The 18,494-nt window shown below is 72.9% G+C and carries 15 protein-coding genes; 4 read left to right on the plus strand and 11 right to left on the minus strand.

Translation table 11 applies throughout. The features are described from left to right. Window positions 1-5 precede the first annotated feature (5 nt). From NWFMUON74_RS15410 to NWFMUON74_RS15440, 7 genes are all read right to left on the minus strand, one after another. The gene (locus NWFMUON74_RS15410; protein WP_187688469.1) at window positions 6-878 is read right to left on the minus strand and encodes a carboxymuconolactone decarboxylase family protein; all 873 of its coding nucleotides are present in this window, start codon (window positions 876-878) and stop codon (window positions 6-8) included. Beyond that, window positions 875-2,107: an RNA polymerase sigma factor gene (locus NWFMUON74_RS15415; RefSeq protein ID WP_187688470.1), complete on the minus strand. Its 1,233-nt coding sequence runs from the start codon at window positions 2,105-2,107 to the stop codon at window positions 875-877. Before NWFMUON74_RS15415 ends, NWFMUON74_RS15410 begins: the two co-directional genes overlap by 4 nt. After that, window positions 2,104-2,490: a YciI family protein gene (locus NWFMUON74_RS15420; protein ID WP_187688471.1), complete on the minus strand. Its 387-nt coding sequence runs from the start codon at window positions 2,488-2,490 to the stop codon at window positions 2,104-2,106. The genes NWFMUON74_RS15415 and NWFMUON74_RS15420 overlap by 4 nt, the downstream gene beginning before the upstream one ends. A 131-nt stretch (window positions 2,491-2,621) precedes the next feature. Further along, on the minus strand, window positions 2,622-3,902 hold the full coding sequence (locus tag NWFMUON74_RS15425) for a CHAT domain-containing protein (protein ID WP_187688472.1): 1,281 nt from the start codon (window positions 3,900-3,902) through the stop codon (window positions 2,622-2,624). Beyond that, entirely contained in the window at window positions 3,899-5,419 is a 1,521-nt protein-coding gene (locus NWFMUON74_RS15430; protein ID WP_187688473.1) for a tetratricopeptide repeat protein, read from the minus strand. Before NWFMUON74_RS15430 ends, NWFMUON74_RS15425 begins: the two co-directional genes overlap by 4 nt. Then, window positions 5,419-6,438, minus strand: a complete 1,020-nt coding sequence (locus NWFMUON74_RS15435) for a hypothetical protein (RefSeq protein ID WP_187688474.1) — start codon at window positions 6,436-6,438, stop codon at window positions 5,419-5,421. Before NWFMUON74_RS15435 ends, NWFMUON74_RS15430 begins: the two co-directional genes overlap by 1 nt. Then, window positions 6,438-7,793 (minus strand): hypothetical protein, encoded by a 1,356-nt coding sequence (locus tag NWFMUON74_RS15440; protein ID WP_187689180.1) that lies wholly within the window; start codon window positions 7,791-7,793, stop codon window positions 6,438-6,440. Before NWFMUON74_RS15440 ends, NWFMUON74_RS15435 begins: the two co-directional genes overlap by 1 nt. Before the next feature lie 150 nt (window positions 7,794-7,943). Between NWFMUON74_RS15440 and NWFMUON74_RS15445 the strand changes: the two genes are divergently transcribed. Next, window positions 7,944-8,483 (plus strand): lipoprotein LpqH, encoded by a 540-nt coding sequence (locus NWFMUON74_RS15445; RefSeq protein ID WP_187688475.1) that lies wholly within the window; start codon window positions 7,944-7,946, stop codon window positions 8,481-8,483. A gap of 20 nt (window positions 8,484-8,503) precedes the next feature. Beyond that, window positions 8,504-9,307, plus strand: coding sequence for a hypothetical protein (locus tag NWFMUON74_RS15450; RefSeq protein ID WP_187688476.1), 804 nt, complete (start codon window positions 8,504-8,506; stop codon window positions 9,305-9,307). 147 nt (window positions 9,308-9,454) lie between these two features. On the opposite strand, the gene NWFMUON74_RS15455 is transcribed toward NWFMUON74_RS15450, so the two are convergent. Both NWFMUON74_RS15455 and NWFMUON74_RS15460 read right to left on the minus strand, forming a co-directional pair. Then, on the minus strand, window positions 9,455-10,210 hold the full coding sequence (locus NWFMUON74_RS15455; RefSeq protein WP_187688477.1) for a maleylpyruvate isomerase family mycothiol-dependent enzyme: 756 nt from the start codon (window positions 10,208-10,210) through the stop codon (window positions 9,455-9,457). Window positions 10,211-10,252: 42 nt separating this feature from the next. Continuing rightward, entirely contained in the window at window positions 10,253-11,161 is a 909-nt protein-coding gene (locus NWFMUON74_RS15460; RefSeq protein ID WP_187688478.1) for an alpha/beta hydrolase, read from the minus strand. A 137-nt stretch (window positions 11,162-11,298) separates the two neighbouring features. Between NWFMUON74_RS15460 and NWFMUON74_RS15465 the strand changes: the two genes are divergently transcribed. Beyond that, window positions 11,299-12,249 carry an RNA polymerase subunit sigma-70 gene (locus NWFMUON74_RS15465; protein ID WP_187688479.1) on the plus strand — a complete coding sequence of 317 codons (951 nt, stop codon included), beginning with the start codon at window positions 11,299-11,301 and terminating at the stop codon, window positions 12,247-12,249. 45 nt (window positions 12,250-12,294) lie between these two features. Further along, the gene (locus NWFMUON74_RS15470) at window positions 12,295-13,761 is read left to right on the plus strand and encodes an MFS transporter (RefSeq protein ID WP_187688480.1); all 1,467 of its coding nucleotides are present in this window, start codon (window positions 12,295-12,297) and stop codon (window positions 13,759-13,761) included. 138 nt (window positions 13,762-13,899) lie between these two features. On the opposite strand, the gene NWFMUON74_RS15475 is transcribed toward NWFMUON74_RS15470, so the two are convergent. Both NWFMUON74_RS15475 and NWFMUON74_RS15480 read right to left on the minus strand, forming a co-directional pair. Further along, entirely contained in the window at window positions 13,900-14,430 is a 531-nt protein-coding gene (locus NWFMUON74_RS15475; protein ID WP_187688481.1) for a GAF domain-containing protein, read from the minus strand. A gap of 65 nt (window positions 14,431-14,495) precedes the next feature. Further along, window positions 14,496-18,482, minus strand: a complete 3,987-nt coding sequence (locus tag NWFMUON74_RS15480; protein WP_232111041.1) for a non-ribosomal peptide synthetase — start codon at window positions 18,480-18,482, stop codon at window positions 14,496-14,498. Between the last annotated feature and the right edge of the window lie 12 nt (window positions 18,483-18,494).

Below are 18,494 nucleotides of genomic sequence, written 5' to 3' on the forward strand. Positions count from 1 at the left end.
CCGGGTTATTGGCCCTTGCGGCCCAACGCGTTTCGTCCGGTGTCGTAACTGTGGAGTGCAGCGCCCACGGCGGCGGCGATGGTGACCTCGAAGATCTCGTCCTCGCTGTGGCCCGCGGCGGTGAGCCCGGCGATATCGTCGTCGGTGACGCGGTAGGAGGCGTCGCGGACGGTGGTCGCGTAGGACTGCCACGGTTCGGGCAGCGGGGTTGCGGCCGCGGCGGCGCGGCGCAGGGCGACGTCGGTCCGCGCCGGCGCGTCGAGCACGGCGTGGCGCAGAGTGTCGACGGCATCGCCGTGGTCGGGGAACGGGCCGTCGGCGAGCAGGAAGGGCGGGAAGCGGTAGCCGAACCGGTGCAGCGCGCGGGTTCCGCTGTGCAACTGGCCCTCTCGGAGCACGAAGCCGAACGCGTTGGCGAGGCGGTTGACGATATTCCACACGAGGTTGACCCGCAGCGCTTCCGCTATCGCGGGCTCGGGCAGATCGGGGCGCGCGGCGGGGGCACCGGGCGCCGCGCTGATCCGATCGAGGAACTCCCGGAGCGCACGCACCTCCGGCCGCGCCGAGGCAGGATGGTCGGGGTCGATCTCGCCGTGGGCGGCGATGCGGGTCAGTTCGGTGTGCGAGTCGACGCAGAACGGGCAACGGTGCAGCCGCGCGGTGCACGCCGCGAGATACTCGCGCTCTGCGGCGGTCCAATACGACGGCCCGCGCATGGCGTCGGCGGCGAGGTCGAGCAGCGGCCGGGTGAGGAAGCCGGGCCGGTACAGCAGCATCTTCACCATGTCGGGGCTGTCCACCCGCGAGACCGCGGCGGTGAACCCCAGGAACAGCTTGGCGCGGCGGCGGTGGCCGTGGTCGAGCAGGGACAATCTCATCGCGTCTCCGTGCTGTCGAGTTCGTGGATCCGGCCGGACAGGAAGCGCCGGTCGGCGGGCGTGGTGGCGAGGTCGAGCGCACGCCGGTACGCCGCGACCGCATCGGTGTGGCGGCCGAGGCGCCGCAGCAGATCGGCGCGGGTGGCGTGGAACAGGTGGTAGCGATCGAGCCCGTCGATCCGATCGATCAGCGTCAAACCCGCCGCGGGGGTGGCGGACATCGCCACGGCGACGGCGTGATTGAGCGCCACCACCGGCGAGGGTGCCACCGCGAGCAACTGCTCGTAGAGCGCGGCGATGCCGGGCCAGTCCGTCCGGTCGGCGGTGGCCGCCCGGGCGTGCAGGGCGGCGATCGCCGCCTGCAATTGATACGGTCCCGGCCTGCCCAGGCGCAGCGCTCGGTCCAGCAGGCCGACGGCCTGGGCGATCTCGGCGCGATCCCAGCGGGACCGGTCCTGGTCGGCGAGCAGCACCACGTCACCGGCGGCGTCGAAGCGGGCGGTGCTGCGCGAATCGTGCAGCAGCAGGAGCGCGGTCAGGCCGAGGGCCTCGGGTTCGTCGGGCATGAGGGCGGCGACGAGTTCGGCGAGTCTGATGGCCTCCTTCGGCAGCGTCCGGTGCTCGGGCCGGTCGCGGTCTGCGGTGTAGCCCTGGGTGAAGATCAGGTAGATCACCGCGAGCACCCCGGACAGCCGCTCGGGCAGCGCGGCATCGGCGGGGACCGCGAGACCGATTCCGGCGTCGCGGATCTTCCGTTTCGCCCGCACCAGGCGTTGCGCCAGCGCCGATTCGCTGACGAGGAACATCCGGGCGATCTGCCGCGCGGTCAACCCGGCGACGGCCTGCAGGGTGAGCGCGACCCGCGCGTCCTCGGCCAGCGCCGGGTGACAGCACGTGAAGATCAGGCTCAACCGCTCGTCACCCACGCGGAGCAGGCCGTCCTCGCCGACATTCGTCATGGTCACCGCCTCGGGCGCACCGAGCTGCGCCAGTTTCTCCCGGCCGGCCCGGGCCCGCCGCAACCGGTCGGTCGCGCTGTTGCGGGCCGTGGTCAGCAGCCACGCGACCGGATCGTCGGGGCCCGCCTCGTCCCAGGTGCGCAGGGCGTGCGCGCACGCGTCCTGCAGCGCGTCCTCGGCGAGTTCGAAATCGCCGAGGACACGGATCAGCGCGGCGAGCAACAAGGCCCGGTGCTCGCGGTAGACCCGTTGCAGGACCGGTGCGCTCATCCGGCCGCGACCGCCGGACCGGACGGCCGGTGGTCGAGCCCCGGGACGGTGACGATCGGCCGGACCTCGATGCCGCCCGGCTCGGCGAGCGGGCACAGTGCGGCCAGCTCGAGGGCCTCGTCGAGATCGCGGCAGTCGAGCACGTAGACGCCGCCGAGATGCTCGTGGGTCTCGGCGTACGGGCCGTCGGTGATCAGTGTCCGCCCGTCCCGCACGCTGACGGTGGTGGCGGTGCGCTCGTCGCGCAGCGGATGCCCGGAGACGAACACGCCGCGGCGGCGGCATTCGTCGGCGAATGCGTTCACCCTGGCCAGGGCCTCGGCGAAGCCCGGATCGTCCGGCTCCGGCCGCACGCAATCGTAGATCAGCAGCAGGTATTGCATGGCTCCTCCACTCACCCGGCACGGGTCGTCGGCACAGTCGGTCACAGAGAATGACGAACAGACCGACGGTATCTCGACACGGCCCGCCCGACTTCTTTCTCCGCTCCGATCGGAGGGGTCCGCGCGGCGGGTCAGGCCACCGGCCCGGTATCCGCACAGGAGACGGTGGCGAAGGCCGCCCACAGGATCGGCGAGTGCTCGACGGCCCCGGTTTCGCGCCAGGCGGTCAGGCGTTCGCGCTGCCAGGTCGACAGGGCGGTGATCGGGTCCGGTCGTTCGTGGGCGGCGTCGACCGCGCAGACGACATCCTGCAGCGGGGTCGCGGCGGCGGCGCCGGCGAGCCGCTGGAAGGCCAGGTCCGTGGGGAGCGCCCAGCGCGTCGCGGTGACGAGTTCGGCGCCGCCGCTGATCATGGCGGCGACCAGACCCAGGGCCTCGGTGAAGCGCAGGTCGCCGCCGCTCTCGCAGGCGATCAGGGCGACGCGGCTTGGTATGGGCCACAAGTGTTGTCCCGCAACGGGTTCGGCGGCAAGCGTGTGCGTGCCGAGCAGGAGATCCTTCGCCGACAGCGGCCGGTGGCCGCGCAGCGGTCGGGCGAAGCCGGTGGTGTCGGCGGTGCAGGCGAGGTGCAGTGCGGCGTTCTCGCTGCGGCCGGATTCCGGTGCTTCGGCGGTGACGTGACCGACGTAGAGCAGCCGGGCGGCCCCGTCGCGCAGCAGTGCGCCGAGCCGTTCGCGATCGAGATCGGTGCGGCGGAAGGCTTCCGGCGCCGCGTCGACCGCCGGCCGGAAGCGCTGCTGCGCAAGGTATTCGGTGACCCGCTCGGCCAGCGGCATGGCCGGGTCGGGCCGCCCGAGTACCGAGCCCAGTTCCGAATCGGCCCGGAAGCCGGGGACGCGCGGGTCGAGCACGGCCACCACCGGCAGGTCCCGGTGGTCGGTCCAGGAACGGGCGAGGCGGTCCGGGGCGTGCACGATGCCGGCGGGGGCGAGCATGCTGACGTCGGCGATATCGACCAGCCGCAGACTGGGGTCGGGGGCGATCAGCTCCCACGGCACCTGCGCCACTCGCGGCGACGGCTGCAACCGGATGTGCGGGCGGACGCCGCGCACGAGCAGGTCGTGCAGTTGAATCGCCAGCCCGTGCGGCAGCAGCGCACGGCTCAGTGCCTGCGCCAGTGCGTATTCGGTGTCCCGGACGGCGAAATCGCCTGCGGTGAGGGCGTGTTCGAGGCCGCCCGGACGGGCCGGGTCGGGCAGCGCCGCCGCGAGCCGTCGCATCGCCGCGTCGACGACGCCACCGGGCAGCATGCTCGCGCCCGGGCTCGCCGTGCCGTCGCGCCAGCGCCAGGACATGTACAGATCGTCGGCGTCGGCCATGCGCACGATCACCGTCGGCTGGGCGCCCGTCATGCCGGTATCACCCGGTCGTCCCGCACGGCCCGGCCGTAGCGCTGCTCGGCCGCGGAGATGTAGGCGTCCAGTGCGATGCGGCCGTCCGGGCCCGCCGCGAGCCGCGGCGGCGGGCCCACCGGCAGGCCGGCGGCCGCCGCGACCTGCGCCAGTGCCGAACCCAGCCGCAGCGAGCCCGCGCCGCCGGCCGGTTCGGCGGGCGAGGGCAGCGGATCGAACGGCAGCCGCGCCGGTGCGGTCGCGGTGATCGCTGCCTTATCGAGAGTGGTTCCGGCACACTGCGTTTCGATGAGGTCGGCGATCAACCGGCCGTCGCCGCACCGGTAGGCGAAGCGGAACGCCAGCCGCAGCGCGGGGGCGGCCATCTCGCGATTCCACTGCTCGCGCTGGCCGCCGTCGCGGAAGCTGTAGCGCACGGCGTCGATAGCGATGGCGGAGGTGACGGCCAGGTCGCGGGCCAGCGCGAGCGTCTCGGGCGGCGGCGGGGTGACCAGGTCCGGGAGGATCATGTCCCACAGCGACGCATGCCAGAAATCGACGCGCGCGCACTGCAACCCGAGCCCGCGCGCGGCGTAGGCCGCGTACGCCTCGCCGAGCAGCGCCTGCCCGTCCCCGACCCGCCCGTGCGCGAAAGCGAGTGTTGCCAGGCGGATTCGGACGCCGGACGCCTCGAGCACCGCGCCCGATGCCTCGAAGTAGGCGAGGGCGCGCCGATAGACCTGCTCGACCTGGTCGAGATCGCCGTGCCGTTCGGCCAGGAACGCCGACAGCTGCAGCCCGAGCCCCGCGCGATAGCCGAGACCGCCCGCTTCGAAATACCGCTGGGCGGCCCGCAGGTGCGGTTCGGCGTCGTCGTAGCGGCCCAGCCGGGCATACATCGTCGCGAGGGTCTGCCGCATCTCGGCGGCGCCGTTCAGGTCTGCGGCCGTGTCGAAGGCGGCCAGCGCCTGCCGCGCGAAGTCGAGGCCGAGTTCGCCGCGCCCGGACTCGAAATGGGCGGCGGCGAGGTTCCCCAGCGGGTGGCCGCGCAGCTGCGGCGCGGAGCGGGTAGTGACCTCCAGCGAATCGGTGGCCAGTGTGACCGCCCGCGCCCACTGACCGCGATGCAGGGCGACGGCGGTGAGCGAGATCAGGCAGGAGACACGGAGTGTGGCGAGATCACCGTGTCCCTCGAGCAGGTCGCGCGCCTGCTCCAGCGCGGCCTGCGCGGCATCCAGCTCACCGACGTGCTGTAAGGCCTGCGAGTAGTTGATCAGGGTGGAGGCGCGCTTTTCGATGTGGTCGCCGGGGATCTCGGCGAGGGCGGCGCGGAAGCCGGTGATCGCGCCGCGGTGATCGCCGAGTTCGTCCCGCATGCTCGCCGCGTTGATCAGGGCGCTGACCCGCACGCCGCCGGTGGTGGTGCGGGCGGCGTCCTCGAAGACGCGCAGCGCCTCGGTCACCTCGCCGCGAGCGTGGGCCGCCGCGCCCTCGTGGAGTAGCTCGACGCCGGGTGGCGCGGTGTTGTCGGCAGCCATCAGAAGTCCGGATCTGCTGTGGCAGCGTCGATTTCGGCCAGCAGCGGCGCGGCCTGCGGCTCCCGCGGGCGCCGGGCGGCACGCAGCCGAGCCACCGCGAAGTCCCGGACGCGGCGGCGGGCAGCCGGTCCGTGCCGCTCGTCGGGCGTGGGGATCCCGGTATGCGCCGGGCCTACGCCCGGCACGTAGATATTCACGCCCGCAACGTCTTCCGCGTCGGTCACGGCTGTTCCGCGCCAGGTGTCACCCGCCGGGCGCAGCGTGAGGTCGATCGCCGCGGCGGTGGTCGCGACGCGGGCGCGCGGCCACAGGTGAGCGGGTACGCCGGGGCCCGGGTGCGGGGCGGCGACCGCTGTCACGCCGAGCGTCGTCACGCCGGAAGCCCTGGCGAGGCGCCAGGTTACGGCGGATTCCGAGGCATCCAGGACACCGGGCGGGCAGAGCCGCCAATCCCATCCGGTGGTGCCCGTGGCGAGGATCAGGCCGGCGGGCTCGGCGGCGGCGGGCCCGGCGGCCAGGGCGTAGTCCCGCCGAGTAGCCGCCACCGGCCGCGAAACGCTGTGGGGGAGCAGCGCATCCGCGCCGTCCACGATCATCTCGCACGCCTCGGTGAGTGCCGCGAAGTCCTGATCGAGGACGCGCGGATCGAGGGCCGGGATGCCGTCGATGGTCGACGCGGGCCACCAGTGAGCCGCCCAATGCGCGTAACCGAGGCGCCGTGCGCTGTCCGTCAGCTCGAGAACGACCGGCGCCGAGGGTATTTCGCCCACCTGCCCGTCGCCGACGGCGACCGCGACGGATTCGCCGTAGACGGCCCACAGCCAGTCCTGGGCGACCACGGGATCGTGCAGCACCGCGGCCGGGGTGCGCTGCCCGGTGAGCAGGCGCCACGACAGCTGCCCGCCCACGACCTCGAGTACGAGGGTGTCCAGGCCCGGGTCGTCGGCGGTGGGCGCATCGGCGGGGGAGATGGTCACGACGCCGTCCCGATCACGGCGGAGGAGCACGGATCCGGGCATCAGCTCGCCCTCGATTCCGGCGATTCGGCGATCGGGTCAGCGTGATTCGCACTCAGTGCCTTCTTGACCCGTGCCCGGTGATCGAGGATGACCGACCGCGCGACCCCGTCGAGCAGATCCCACAGCTCGCCGGCATCGAGTACGGGTGTCTCCCGGACGTCACGCCCGTGCAAGCGAACCCACAGCCGCCGCAGATACGACCGCCACGGCCGCCGGAGCTCGGCCGCGATCACGGCCAGCGGGTCCGCTGACGCATCGGTGTCGTGTACGGCGAGGCGACGCGCCCGCAACACATACGCCTCCCGCCGCCATCTCCCGTTGATCGCGCGATGCGCCGCGGTGCCACCGGCACTCGGATCCGGCGGCGTTCCAGCGGCTTCCGGCGCCGGCCCGGGCACGAGCGCGGCCCGCGTCGCGAGCGGCGCGAGGCCCAGCGCCAGTTCCGCACCCGCGGCCGCGGCGACCCGCAGCGACTCGTCCAGCAGCGCCCACGGCGCACAGCTACGGGCGATCTCCGTGGTGACCAACTCGGGAATGGTGGGCAGATCGACGCGCTCGGTGGACGCCTGCAACACCGTGAAGACCCGTTCGCAGATCGTGCGATCGAACGGGCGGCCCATCGCAGCGGTCGAGGCCGTCGTGCCCAGCGCCGGCGCGACGGGCAGGGGGTGCTCGGTCAGGCCGAGCTCGCGGGCCGAACGGCCGGAGTCGTTGTACCACAGGTCGATTCCGGTTCGGGTGCCCGCATGCGCGGCGATCAGGCCGCGCCATCCGGGCGACCCGGACTCGCCCGGCGATTCCGCGCACGAGTCGAGCAGCGCGGCCAGCGCGGCGCTGTGATCGGCGCTCGCACCGCCGGGCCGCGGCCGCCGCCGCCACGCCGTCTCGATCAGGGCCGAAAGTTCGGCGCCGCGAGACGGATCGGCGAGGTGATCGCGCAGCGCCCGCGTGGTCCGGCCCGCCGCGACATGGTGGATCTCGCGCAGCGCCGCAGTGGCGGCGGGCTCGTCACGCGCCGGGTCCGGATGTCCCGAGACCGTCGCCAGTTCGAAACACCGCTGGAAATACAGATCCTGCGGATGTCCCTCGGTGATGCGCGCGGCCCGGCGCACCTGCTTGAGCAGTACGAACCAGGCCGCGGTCGCGCGCAACACATCCGCCGCGGCGTGCACGCGGGCCGCGAGCAGCGTCGCGCCGTCGGCGGTCAGCATCGGCCCGGCGCAGGCGGGGTGCTGGACGGGCCGGATCACCAGCGGGTCGAGGATCAATTTGACGGTGCGGCGCAGTGGCCCGCCCTGGGGGCCGCTCAGCGCCTCGACGCCGGGTATCCCGCGCCACACCTCGTCGAGCACCATGGCGCGCGGTCGTCGCATTCGGCCAGGTTAACCCACCACCGCCGGTGGGGTGCGGGCCGAAATCTGGGATCGGTAGGCGGCCGATCCTTCCTACCTTTCCGGTACGGCCCGAACGCAGGGTCCGGACCGACAACGAAGGAACGACACACCATGAACGCCAAGCACATCCGCGTCACCGCCGCCGCCCTCGCCGCCGCCGGGCTCACCCTGTTCGTCAGCGCCTGCGGCGACGACTCCGGCAGTTCCGCTCCCTCGACTCCGGCGCGGACCTCCGTCGCCCCCGCCGGCCCCGCCCCGGGCGGCAAGTCCGGCGCCCTCGTCGGCGGCAAGGCCCTCGACGGCAGGTTCGAGACCACCTGCGTCGCGCAGGGCGGCGTGCTCGCCCTCGCGCTGACCGACACCGACAACCCCACTTACGGTCAGCTGAGCGTCAGCGCCACCGTGACCGGCGACGGCACGGTGCAGGCCGTCGGCATCGCGGGCAGCAAGGGCGGTTCGGCGGGCATGCCCTACGCCGTCGGCTACGGCAACGGGCAGCCCGGCGGCTCGGCCAAGGCCGTCAGGGACGGCAACACCTACAAGGTCACCGGCGAGGGCGTCTCGGCCCCCGACATGACCAACCCGATGGCGGGCCCGGCCACCGCCAGCTTCGACATCACTTTCGCCTGCGCGTCCATCGTCAACGGCTGACCGGTAAGGAGAGACCCATCATGCGTACGACAGTGCGGGCCGGCGCCCTCGGATTCGCGGCCCTGGCGATCGGCATCTACCTGTGGCACGGACTGACCTACGACACCGGCGCGCGGTGGGAACCCGGCTACGTCGCTTGGCTGAACGGCTCGCTGGCGCTGCCGATCATCGCCGGCACCGGCCTCGTACTGGCCTTCGCGTTCACCGGCGACGGCGTGCTGTCGGCGCTCACCGGCCGCAACAGCAGCGAGTTCCGCGACGGGCCGGTCGGCATCGGCACCGTCAAGTCGTTCCGCCCGACCGGGCTCACCGTCAACGACCAGCCCCAGATCCGCATCGAGTTCGGTGTCGAGGGCGCCGACGGTGAGGTGTTCGACTCCGTCGCGACGGCGATCGTGCCGCTCACCGAGCTGGCGCTGCTGCGGCCCGGGGTCGTGCTGCCGGTGCGCTGTCGACCGGGCCGCACCGACAAGGTGGAGCTGGACCTGTCCGGAGACACCGTGCTGGCGCAGCGGGCGATGAACGAGGCGATGCTGCGCAAGGGCTTCACCACCAGGGCCAAACTCGACATCGCCGCCCGCGGTGTCGCGGCCCGGGCCGTGGTGCAGTCGCTGTCGGTGCCCGGCGAGATCCGCGACGGCCACTCCAGGGTCGAACTCGCACTCGCCGTCACCCGGCCCGACGGCAGCACCTTCACCACTCGGGCGGAGAAGTTCCTGCCGCCGACCGCTGTCGGCAATGTCCAGGTCGGCCGGATCGTGCAGGTGCACTATCTGCCCGAGCGCGAGCAGGAGGTGGTACTCGCGATCCCGCTCAACGCCTGACCGTCGACGACTGTCCCGGAGCCCTTGCGGCACCGGGATATTCGCGTGCACTCAGGGATGCCGGATGGCGGCGGCGGTGCTCGGGTTGACCGCGACCGGGGCGGGGCTGGTCGGACTTCCCTTGTCCGCCACGGCGTTCGCGCACCGTCAGAACCGGACGCGCTCGCGCCAGGTGCTGAGTACCGACAGATCGCCGGTGGTCTCCACACGGGCAGCGTCGGCGGGGATTCGGCGCAGGAGTAGCAGGAACAGCTCCGCGGCGGTGCCCCGCAGGGTGAGGGTGGCCGGGGCGGGGCTGTCGGTGGCGGTGACGGTGTCGCCGGACCGGTGGATCGTCCAGGTGTCGTCGGTGTCGCTGGCGTGCAGGCGCAGGCTGGTGCCCTCGTCGAGGGGCGTCCGGAAATGCGTGGCCAGCGCGACGAGGCCGAGGAATTCCGACAGACCGTCGGCCGCCAGCCCGGGGCCGAGGACGAATTCGCGGCCGAGGGCCAGCGTGGCGTCGGCGCGGTGGACGGTCGCCTCGTGCAGGAGTCGCCGCACCCACCACGCGGCGGGGCGTGGCGTGCCGATCGTCGTCCAGACCGGGGTGTCGTCCCCGGCGCTCGCGAGGCTGTCGAGCACCGCCGCGGCGCCGCCGCGCAGCCAGCGGGCGGCCTCCTCCGGGTCGTGCGGGCGGCGGATGTCGGGGACCTGCCGGATGTCGATCGGCGCGGTGGTCCGGGCGGCGATGATCGCCGCGGCCCAGCGGGTCGCGCGGCCGACGTGGGCGACGAGATTCGCCAGCGTCCAGTCCGGGCAGGTCGGAATCGGCGTCGCGGGGTCGGCGGACAGGTACAGGCCGGCGAGCAGGTCGGTCTCGCCGAGCAGGGCGTCGCGTCGCGCCGCCGCGTCCAGAGCAGTCACGGATTCGACGCTAGCTCAACATGTTTCGTGCGCAGTGGTGTTTCACCGGTCCGGTGCGGCGCGCAGGAATTCCAACAGTTCGTCGGTGGCGTGGCGGGCTTCGGGAATGTCCTTCATGATCCAGTTGTGGAACATGCCGGGGTACTCGCGCAGGTCGACCGGGACGCCCGCCGCCGCGCCGAGTTCGGCGATCCGCCGCGCGTCGGGGAGCAGGATGTCGCGATGGCCGATGAAGACCATGATCGGGGCCAGGCCGGTGAGGTCGGCGAAGGCGGGACTGATGTGCGGATCGTCCAGCGCCAGCCCGGCGGCATACCAGCGGCCCGCCTGCTGCAGCCCGGCCACCCCGAGTTCCGGATCGCGGTCGTCCAGTGCCAGCGACAGCGGATCGTCGGTGGCGAGATCGATCCACGGCGAGAACAGGGCCAGGCCGCGCGGCTGCGGCTGTCCCCGTTCACGGAGATGACGTGCCAGCGTGAGCGCGAGAGTCCCACCGGCCGAGTCGCCGAAGACGATCCGATCCCGAGGCGCGACATCGGCGACGGCGTGGGCGTAGGCGCGCTCGACCATCGGCACGATCGCCCGATGGTCGTGCTCGGGTGTCAGCGGATACATCGGCATGGTGTAGGTGCAGCCGAGCCGATCGACGATCCGGGCCGCGAAGCGCCAGTGGTGTGACTCGGGCGCCTCGACGAAACCGCCGCCGTGCAGGTGGAAGATGTGCCACGGCGACCGCGGCCCGCCCCTCGGCGTCATGGTGACCACGGCACGGCCGTCGATCTCCGTGGTGCACACCTCGTGCGTGCCGGTCAGCCACCGCGGCGGGCGCGACCGTTCCGGCGCCTGATGATTCGCCAGGTTCGCGCGCATGACGGCGGGGTCGGCGTAGAACCGCTTGTTCCGCTGCCACCGCATCCGCGCGATGATCGCCCGCGCCCGCCATGACGTCATGACCCCGAGATTAATCGAATACGCGGTGATCACCGGCGCGCCGACACCGCCGCGACGAGTTTCGGCCGCCGCTCCGGTCGTCACTGTCGAAGGCGTTCCCTGCGAGCGCACCGGTCCGATTCGAGGAGTCACCGCGGATGAACCCGACAACCGTTCTTGCCCCGCCGGCGCTGGAGCGCGACCTGGCCGCACTGCGGCAACCGCTGTTCGGCTACTGCTACCGGATGCTCGGCTCCGCGCTCGAGGCCGAGGACGCCGTGCAGGAGACCATGATGCGGGCCTGGCGATCCGCGGGCGGTCTGGCCGATCCGGCCGGATTGCGGCCCTGGGTGTATCGCATCGCGACCAATGTGTGCATCGACGCGGCCGGGGAGCGGCGGCGGCGCGCCATGCCGATGGACCTGGCGGCCGCCGCCGACCCGCACGGCGAACTGGGCCCCGCGCTGCCCGAATCGACCTGGCTGCAACCGTTTCCGACCCCCCTCGCCGACGATCCCTCGGAACGGGCGATCTCCCGGGAGTCGGTGCGGCTGGCCTTCGTCGCCGCCCTCCAGCATCTGCTGCCGCGCCAGCGAGCCGTGCTCATCCTGCGCGACGTGCTGTGCTGGCGAGCGGCCGAGGTCGCCGAACTACTCGACACCAGCGTGGACGCGGTCAACAGCATGCTGCGCCGCGCCCGGTCGGTCCTCGCGGCGGCGCCGGCGGACCCCGGCGCGGCCGAACCGATCGACACCGGGCTGCTCGAACGCTACGTCACGGCCTTCGAGGACTTCGATATCGACACCATCGTCGCGCTGCTGCGGCACGACGCCGTGATCGATATGCCGCCGGTGGCGTTCTGGCTGTCGGGGCGGGAAGCGTTCCGCCGCTGGCTGATCGAATCCGACCTCGGCTGCCGGGGCAAGCGGCTGGTGCCGATCGAGGCCAACGGCTGCCCGGCGGTGGGCGTGTACCGCTACCACGACGGGCGTTTCGAAGCGGTCGGTATCCAGGTGCTGGAATGCGCGGGCGGCGAGATCGTGGCACTGCACGCGTTCCTGCAACCCGAGCTGTTCGCGCTGTTCGGGCTGCCCGCTACGCTCGGATGACGACCGCCGCGACGAGTTCGCGGCCCGCCGCCGGTTGTGGAAGGTATGGTCGACGAAACTCTCCTGCCGCCACCGATATCCGAGCGGCGGACGCCGCACCCCGGCGCGATCCTCGCGCTGATGTGCGGCGCCCAGTTCATCATCACCCTCGACATCGCCATCGTGAACGTGGCGCTGCCCGCCATCCAGGCCGATCTCGGGCTCGCGCCCGGCGATCTGCAATGGGTGGTGATCACCTATGTCCTGCTGCTGGGCGGACTGCTGCTGCTCGGCGGGCGCGCCGGTGACCTGCTCGGCCGCCGCCGGATGCTGCTGCTGGGCTTGACATTGTTCGCGGTCGCCTCCCTCACCGCCGGGATCTCGGCGTCGTTCGCGCAGCTGGTGGCGTCGCGGGCGGTGCAGGGCATCGGCGCGGCGCTGGCCGCTCCGGCCGCGCTCGCGGTCCTGGTGGCCACGTTTCCCGAGGGCGCGTCGCGCACCAAGGCGCTCGGCGTGTTCGGGGCGGCCGGTGGCAGCGCGGCTTCGGTCGGTGTGGTGGTCAGCGGCGCGCTGACCGCCGGGCCGGGCTGGCAGTGGGTGTTCTTCATCAATGTGCCCATCGTGGCCGCGATGGTGGCGCTGATCGCGAAATTCGTTCCCGCCGACCGTGGTATCCACCGCGGGCCGTTCGACGCGGCCGGCGCGGTGACGGTGACCGCCGGGCTCGCGGCCCTGGTGTACGCCATCAACAAGAGCGTCGAGCACGGGTGGACCTCGGCGGTGACGCTCGGGTTCCTCACGGCCGGAGTCGTGCTGCTCGCGGCGTTCGTCGTCGTGGAGCATCGGACGGCGGAACCGCTGGTGCCGCTGTCGATGTTCCGGCGGCCGACCCTGAACGCCGCGAATCTCGTTGCCGCACTGGTGTACGCGGCGTTCTTCGCGACGATCTTCCAGGCGTCGCTGCTGATGCAGCAGGTGCTCGGCTACTCGGCGCTGCGCACGGGCGTGGCGTACCTCGCGATCGCCGCGACCGCGGTCGTGGTGGCCGCCGGGATCGCGCCGATCGTCCTGGCGCGACTCGGCGCCGGGTGGTCGCTCGTACTCGGGCAGGCGAGTTCGGCGGCCGGACTGCTGTGGCTGGCCCGCGTGCCGGTGCACGCCGCCTACTGGCCGGACCTGTTCCCCGGCTTCCTCGCCGTCGGCGCGGGTGTCGGCCTGTCTCTGGTGTCGATTCAGGTCGCCGCCTTCGTCGGCATACCCGAAGCGGTCAGCGGACTGGCCGGGGGCATGGTGGAGACCGCGCGGGAGATCGGCGGCGCGCTGGGGACCGCCGTCGTCGCGGCGGTGGCGATCGCCGTGGCACGTGGCGTATCCGAGGGCGGGGCGCAGGCCCTGACCGAGGGGTTCCGGCGCGGCTCCCTGGTCGCGGCGTGCTTCAGCCTGGTGGCGGTCCTCGCCGCGGTCACCGTGGTCCGGCGTGCCGAACGGTCGACGCGCCGCACGGCCGCCCACGTCGCGGCCGCCGAGGCATGAACGCGCCGAACGACGCGGCGAATCGGCCACGGTCCCCGCATGTTCTCCGCGGCCGGGTGGCCGGTCGGCCGACTCGGATGCGCGGTGGCCGATCGCGAAGCGTGGCCGAGGCGCGCTCGCGCCGGGCGGGACGCGAGGCTATCGCTCGGAGGTGTGCAGGCGTATGAGGGCGTCGGTGACCGTCACCCGGAAGGGGCGCAGGAGGTCCGGGGCGGCGGCGTGGAAGGCGTTGGGGCGGGAGCCGTAGAGGGTGATGACGCCGACCACTTCCGACGCGGCGGTCACCGGCTGGCAGAACAGGGAGCGGGCGCCCAGCATCTGCACCTCGCGGCGGAAATCGTTGTCCCACTGCGTTTCCAGGGCCATGTCGGCGACGAGGATCGGCCGTCCGCCCGCGGCCGCGTCCCGGACCGGGCCCCCGAGGTGGATCAGCTGGGTGTCCTCGAGCAGGTGCGCGCGGGAGTTGGAGGCCGCGCCACCGGATTCCAGCCTGCCGGCCCCGACCGCCGCGATGCCCACCGCCGGACGGCCCGGCAGGGCCGCGGAGATGGCGGCGGCGATCCGGCGGCAGTCGGGCTCGCCGGCCGTCTCGATCGGCCGGACGGCCCGGGGTGCGGGCAGGCACATGGCGGTAGCGCTCCGTTCGTCCGGTGTGTTTCGTACTGGCATTGCCGTCCGCCTGTGTGGCGAAACAACCGACCGGCCGACCTGTTGTGAGCCGACCCGAAGGGACCTTACGGCTGGCTGGACGATGCGGCGGCGTCGCGGGGCCGCGCCGGGAGGCGGTCGAAGACCGTCGGGAGTGCGCTCTCGGTTGCCGCGGTGCGCTCGAGGTGGTCGGCGAGAAGCGGGCCGATCACCGCGACCACCTCGGAGTTGGTCAGCTGGGCGTGCGTGGCGGCCACGGGATGCTCGACCAGTTCCCCGGTGACGTAGGGCCGCCAGACGTACGCGCCCAGCAGCTCCGTGATGCCCCGGGTCGCCGAGAAGTACAGCAGGTCACCGTCGTACACGCCGGGCCGGTAGCCGTGCGAGAGCGCGACCCCGGCCGCGTAGCCGCGATGGAGCCGCTCGAGCTGGTCCGCGGACAACCCGGTGCCGAAGGAGGCGCCCGCGCGCGCGAGTTCGGCGGCCGCCTCCGCCGCGGTGACGTCCGGGGCGGCGTCGGCGTCCTCGGGCTCGTCACCGAGCAGGTGGGTCAGCAGATCACGCATGCGCGGCACCGGGGGCGGGTCCGCGCTCGCGGGCACGACCACGCTGTCGAGCATCGCGAGCACGGCGACCGCGGCGCCGCGGGCCCGCAGCCGCACCGCGACCGCATGGGCGATCTGCCCGCCGAGCGACCAGCCCAGCAGATGGTAGGGCCCCTCCGGCTGCACGCTCAGCATGGCGTCGATATAGCTGTCGGCGAGGTCGTCGATCGTGGCCGGGATCTCCGCCGCGGCCGTCAGCACGGGAGCCTGCAGGCCGTAGACCGGCCGGTCGGTCACATAGCGGGCCAGCCCGGCGTAACACCAGGCCAGCGGCACGGCCGAATGGACGCAGAACAGCGGCGGCCGGGTGCCGTTGCGGCGCAACGGGAGCAGCACGCCGAGCGCGTCGTCGGCGGCGGTGTCGTGACCGGCCAGCCGGGCGGCGAGCAGTTCGACGGTGGGCGCGGTATAGAGCCAGTGCAATGCCATCGGCAGGCCGGTCGCCGCGGCCAGCTCGGCCGAAATCGTTACGCCCAGTACGGAATTCCCGCCGAGTTCGAAGAAGTCGTCGTCCCGGCCGATCTCGGATCGGTCCAGGACGGCGGCGAAGCGGTCGGCGACCAGCTGTTCGAGCCCGGTCCGCGGCGGCCGATAGGCGCGAGTGCCCGGGACCGGAGCCGGGAGCGCCGCGCGGTCCACCTTCCCGTTGCCCGCCATGGGCAGCGCGTCGAGCGCGACCAGCGCCGAAGGAACCAGGGCGAAGGGCAGTTCCGCCCGCAGCCTCCGCAACAGCGCGGCGGTATCGATCCGCGCGCCGTCGGCGGGGACGACGTATCCGGCCAGGCGCGCGCCCGGCCGTCCCGCGTCGGTGAGCGTCACCACCGCGTACGCGACCTCGGGCGCGGCGAGCAGCGCGGCCTCGATCTCCGCCGGTTCGACACGGCGGCCGTGCAATTGGATCTGGCAGTCCAGACGGCCGAAGATCTCGAAGTCGCCACCGGGCCCGGCGCACACCAAGTCTCCGGTGCGGTACAGCCGCCGACCGGCAGCGAAGGGATCGGCGACGAACCGGGCGGCGGTACCGGCCGGATTGCCGAGGTAGCCCGCGGCGACGGCGGGACCGCCCAGGTACAGTTCGCCGCGGGCGCCCTCGGGGACCGGGCGCAGCCGGGCGTCCAGCACCGCGGCGAACACCCCGGGCAGCGGCCGCCCGACGGACACCGGCGCGTCGGCGGCCATGGCGGCGGTCTCGGTCGCCATGATCGTCGCCTCGGTCGGCCCGTAGCCGTTGTGCAGCCGCACGTGCGGCGCCCACTGTCGCACCAGTTTCGCCGGACACGCCTCCCCGCCGACGGCGACGACCGCGAGCCCGGGAACCTGTTCGGGCGACAGCGTGGCGAGCACGGCCGGAGCGGTCTGCAGGACGGTGCAGCCGCTGTCGCGGATCAGCCGGGCCAGCGCAGGTCCCGCGACCACCTCCGGCGCAGCCACGACGAGGCGGGCACCGGCCGCGAATGCCGCCAGCAATTCGAGCAGATGCGCGTCGAACGTCGCCGTATGCGAGTGCAGCAGCACCGAATCCGGCCCGAGACCGTAGTGTTCGACGAGGTAGTCCGTGAGCGGCCCGAGCCCGCGATGGGCGACCACCACCCCCTTCGGAGTCCCGGTGGTGCCGGAGGTGTAGATCACGTACGCCGGATGCTCCATCCGCACCGGCGCGGGCAGTTCGGCATCGCCCACGGGGTCCGCGGCATGCCGTTCGACGGCCGCCACGGTTCCGGGGTCGTCGAAGACGAGCCACTCGACGGCATCCCGCTCGCCGTGCGCACCGAGTCCGGACGGCAGCTCGGCGAGTACCGAGCTGACCGTAATGCCCAGGCGCGCACGGCAATCGGTGAGTATCGCGGCGATGCGGGACGGCGGGTCGGCCGGATCGACGGGGACGTAGCAGGCCCCGGTCCTGGCGACCACCCACAGGGCCAGCACCGATTCCAGCGAGCGCGCGACGGCGACGGCGACGAACCGCCCCGGGCCCGCGCCGCGGGCGAGCAATTCGCGAGCCCATCGACAGGCCGCCTCGTCCATCTCCCGGTAGGTCATCGTGCGGTCGCCGTCGCGCACGGCCACGGCGTCCGGTGCCGGGTCCGCGCTCAGCAGCTCGCGCAGGAGCCGCGCCGGGCCGGGCGGCGCCACCTGCGGCAGCTTGGCCGGGAGGTCGATTTCCGTTGCGGGGCAATCGGTTCCGGCGGCGAGATAACGGCGGAAGAAGTCCAGGAACCGGCGGTGGTGCCGGGCGAGCGCATCGCGGCCATAGCGTGCCGGGTTGGCCTGGAAGTCGATGCTCACCGACCGTTCGTCCGGCCCGGCCTGATACCCGTTGATCTGCAGGTCGGGCACCGGGCCCAGCGCGAGCAGCCGGGCCTGCCCGACAACCGGCCCCAGCCGCAGCGGCTCCACGAATCCGAGGACGTTGAGGACGGGCCCGAATCCGCCGAGCACCGCCTCGTGACCGTCCCACATGTCCTCGTGCCGGTAGCGCTGATGTCGCAGCGCTCCGATCACCTTCGCCCGCACCTGCGCGATCACCTCGCCGACGGTGGCCACGTCCAAGCCGGTCAATCGCAGCGGGACCACATTCGACATGGTCCCCGCCGACCGCCGCGCCGCCACGGTCGCCCGCGCGGGCACGGGCATCGTGAACGTCACCTCCGACCGTCCGGTCATGCGGGCGAGGTGGCAGGCGAAGGCCGCGATGACCAACTCGGGAAAGGTCGCCCCGTGCCGCGCCTGCGCGTCGGCGAGCAGTCCGGCCGCCGCCTCGTCGAGTGCGCCCGCCACATGGTGCGGCGTCCCGGCGGGCGGCGCCGGACGCCCCGCCAGCCCGGTGGGCCCGTCGAATCCGGCCAGCTGCGCGCGCCAGTAGTCGCCGTCGGCCCGCGCCCGCGTCGAATCATGGTATGCCCGTTCGTCTTCCAGGATCTGCGCGATCGACAGCGCTCCGGCGTCCGGCGGCTCGGCGTCGCGCCCGGCAGCGACCTGCGCGCGGTAGAGCTGTGCGGTCCGGCGCAGCACGGCGGCGGCGCCGACACCGTCGAGCACGATGTGATGGCTCCGCAGATACAGCAGATGCCGGGTCGGCGTCACCGCGAAGACGATCGCCACCGTCAGCACATCGGTGAGCGGATCGAGGGGCGTGCCGTGGTCGCGCTCCATGCGGTCCAGCGCCGCGGCGAGCGGATCCGCCTCGCCCGTGAGATCGACCGTTTCCAACGGCAACGGCGTGGCGGCATCGAGATATTGGCGTGGATAGCCGTCGACCAGGCAGAACCGCAGATGCGGCGATTCGAGTTCGCGTGCCGCCCGCCGCGCGCATCCGGCGAGCGACCCGAGGTCGAGCGGACCTTCGAGATCCAGATACAGCGCCACGGTGACCGGCACGTCCGGATACAGCTGCTGGGCCAGCCACCACGACCACTGTGCCCTCGACAGCGGGTACGCCGATTCGGTGCCGGGCCGTACCGTCAACACGCCTCCCTCGCC

It is taken from the genome of Nocardia wallacei, assembly GCF_014466955.1.
GTDB lineage: Bacteria > Actinomycetota > Actinomycetes > Mycobacteriales > Mycobacteriaceae > Nocardia > Nocardia wallacei.

What these genes read in the sequence shown, in the direction of transcription:
- NWFMUON74_RS15435 (WP_187688474.1), bottom strand. Translation starts at nt 6,438, where the DNA reads ATGCCCGGATCCGTGCTCCTCCGCCGTGATCGGGACGGCGTCGTGACC.
- NWFMUON74_RS15450 (WP_187688476.1), top strand. Translation starts at nt 8,504, where the DNA reads ATGCGTACGACAGTGCGGGCCGGCGCCCTCGGATTCGCGGCCCTGGCG.
- NWFMUON74_RS15425 (WP_187688472.1), bottom strand. Translation starts at nt 3,902, where the DNA reads ATGACGGGCGCCCAGCCGACGGTGATCGTGCGCATGGCCGACGCCGAC.
- NWFMUON74_RS15475 (WP_187688481.1), bottom strand. Translation starts at nt 14,430, where the DNA reads ATGCCAGTACGAAACACACCGGACGAACGGAGCGCTACCGCCATGTGC.
- NWFMUON74_RS15430 (WP_187688473.1), bottom strand. Translation starts at nt 5,419, where the DNA reads ATGGCTGCCGACAACACCGCGCCACCCGGCGTCGAGCTACTCCACGAG.
- NWFMUON74_RS15465 (WP_187688479.1), top strand. Translation starts at nt 11,299, where the DNA reads ATGAACCCGACAACCGTTCTTGCCCCGCCGGCGCTGGAGCGCGACCTG.
- NWFMUON74_RS15460 (WP_187688478.1), bottom strand. Translation starts at nt 11,161, where the DNA reads ATGACGTCATGGCGGGCGCGGGCGATCATCGCGCGGATGCGGTGGCAG.
- NWFMUON74_RS15420 (WP_187688471.1), bottom strand. Translation starts at nt 2,490, where the DNA reads ATGCAATACCTGCTGCTGATCTACGATTGCGTGCGGCCGGAGCCGGAC.
- NWFMUON74_RS15440 (WP_187689180.1), bottom strand. Translation starts at nt 7,793, where the DNA reads ATGGTGCTCGACGAGGTGTGGCGCGGGATACCCGGCGTCGAGGCGCTG.
- NWFMUON74_RS15410 (WP_187688469.1), bottom strand. Translation starts at nt 878, where the DNA reads ATGAGATTGTCCCTGCTCGACCACGGCCACCGCCGCCGCGCCAAGCTG.
- NWFMUON74_RS15445 (WP_187688475.1), top strand. Translation starts at nt 7,944, where the DNA reads ATGAACGCCAAGCACATCCGCGTCACCGCCGCCGCCCTCGCCGCCGCC.
- NWFMUON74_RS15470 (WP_187688480.1), top strand. Translation starts at nt 12,295, where the DNA reads ATGGTCGACGAAACTCTCCTGCCGCCACCGATATCCGAGCGGCGGACG.
- NWFMUON74_RS15415 (WP_187688470.1), bottom strand. Translation starts at nt 2,107, where the DNA reads ATGAGCGCACCGGTCCTGCAACGGGTCTACCGCGAGCACCGGGCCTTG.